Origin of the sequence: Cellulomonas biazotea (assembly GCF_004306155.1) — a bacterium.
GTDB lineage: Bacteria > Actinomycetota > Actinomycetes > Actinomycetales > Cellulomonadaceae > Cellulomonas > Cellulomonas biazotea.
This window is the reverse complement of sequence record NZ_BIMR01000492.1, coordinates 1-1,589: the sequence shown is the minus strand read 5'-3', so window position 1 is coordinate 1,589 and position 1,589 is coordinate 1. Positions and strand designations below refer to the sequence as shown.

Below are 1,589 nucleotides of genomic sequence, written 5' to 3'. Positions count from 1 at the left end.
GGCGGGGCGTCGGGCGGCCAGGCCGTGGGCGGGACCGGGACGACGCGCGCGTCGGCGGCCGGCGGTCGGCTGTCGAGCACGGGCGCGGCGGTCGGGCCCACCCTGGCCGCGGCCGGCGTCCTGCTGCTGCTCGGTGCGGCGGGCGTCGTGCTGGCTCGTCGGCGCCGCGCCTGACCGTCACCCTGGGACATCCCACCGAGGTCGTCGCACCGTCACCCCGTCACCCAGCCCGCGGCTACGGTGACGGGGTGACGCCGCTCCTGCGCCCCTACGCCGACGACGACGCGCAGGCGACGCTCGACGTCTTCCTCGCCGCGGTGCGCACGACCGCCGCCGCCGACTACGCGCCCGAGCAGGTCGCCGCCTGGGCCCCCGACGACCTGGACGTCGAGGTGTGGGGGCGTCGACGTGCGGCGCTGCGCACGGTCGTCGCCGAGGTCGACGGGCGGGTCGCGGGGTTCAGCGACGTCGACGCCGACGGGTACGTCGACATGATGTTCGTCGCGCCCTGGGCGGGCCGGACGGGCGTCGGCTCCGCGCTCCTGACGTGGGCGCACGACGAGGCGGTGCGCCTGGGCGCGACGTCCATGACGACCCGCGCGAGCATCACGGCCCGGCCCTTCTTCGAGGCGCACGGGTTCCATGTCGAGCAGGAGCACCACCCCGTGCGCCGCGGCGTGACCCTGACCAACTACGCGATGCGCCGCCCCCTGCCCTGACCGCCGCCCGAGCCGTCGGGTCGACCGGACGAGGTCGGCGGCCGCGCGGCAGTGATCGCCGCACAGGTCTGGTCGTCGGGCACGTCGGTGAGGTCGTCGAGCACGTCGGTGAGGTCGTCGAGCACGTCGGTGAGGTCGTCGAGCACGTCGGGCGCGCCAGTGGGCACGGGCGCCCTCAGGCGCGGCGGGCCGCGACCCGCTCGACCAGACGCCGACGCGACGCCACGTGCTCGGTCGCGACCAGCCCCGCCTCCGGCAGCCGCAGCAGGGGCCGCCGCCGGTAGCGCTCGCCGTGCCGTCGCCCCGTGAGGTCGAGCAGCCGCTGCCCGACGCGCCACACGGCCGCGGACGACTCGACGTGGTCGGCGAGCAGCACCCGCCCGCCGGGACGGACGACGCGCGCGAGCTCGCGCAGCACCGCGACCTCGTCGTCGACGCAGCACAGCGAGAAGGTGCACAGCACGGTGTCGAACGACGCGTCGGGGAACGGGAGCGCCGCGGCGTCGGCCCGCAGCGCCACGACGTGCAGCCCCAGCGTCCGCGCGCGCCGCGCGGCGGCGTCGAGCATCGCGGGGCTCTGGTCGACGACCGTCACGTCGGTCGCACGCGCGGCGTAGTACGGCAGGTTCGCGCCCGTGCCGACGGCGACCTCGAGCGTGCGGCCCTGCACCCGTTCCGCGACCCACGCGCGCGCGTCGGCGAGCAACCGGCGCTCCATCCACGCCGTCGTGCGGTCGTAGGAGGGCGCCTGCTGGTCCCAGTAGGCGACGTGCTCGCCGGGGGCCGTCACGCCGGTGCCCGGGTCGTCCGCACGACGCCAGGCAACCGACCCCCGGCTGACGTGTCAAGACCACCCCAGTACCCCCCCCC

General features: G+C 76.9%; 4 protein-coding genes. 2 read left to right on the top strand and 2 right to left on the bottom strand.

Going from position 1 to position 1,589, the window contains the following annotated elements:
- Nucleotides 1–24 precede the first annotated feature (24 nt).
- Nucleotides 25–174 carry an LPXTG cell wall anchor domain-containing protein gene (locus tag CBZ_RS22150; RefSeq protein ID WP_218022843.1) on the top strand — a complete coding sequence of 50 codons (150 nt, stop codon included), beginning with the start codon at nucleotides 25–27 and terminating at the stop codon, nucleotides 172–174.
- 74 nt (nucleotides 175–248) lie between these two features.
- Entirely contained in the window at nucleotides 249–719 is a 471-nt protein-coding gene (locus CBZ_RS20410) for a GNAT family N-acetyltransferase (protein ID WP_130783236.1), read from the top strand.
- Here CBZ_RS20410 and CBZ_RS20405 read toward each other — a convergent pair.
- Nucleotides 692–886, bottom strand: a complete 195-nt coding sequence (locus tag CBZ_RS20405) for a hypothetical protein (RefSeq protein ID WP_130783235.1) — start codon at nucleotides 884–886, stop codon at nucleotides 692–694. The genes CBZ_RS20410 and CBZ_RS20405 overlap by 28 nt on opposite strands.
- A gap of 8 nt (nucleotides 887–894) precedes the next feature.
- Complete coding sequence (locus CBZ_RS20400; protein WP_246013579.1) at nucleotides 895–1,509, bottom strand: class I SAM-dependent methyltransferase; 615 nt, start codon at nucleotides 1,507–1,509, stop codon at nucleotides 895–897.
- Between the last annotated feature and the right edge of the window lie 80 nt (nucleotides 1,510–1,589).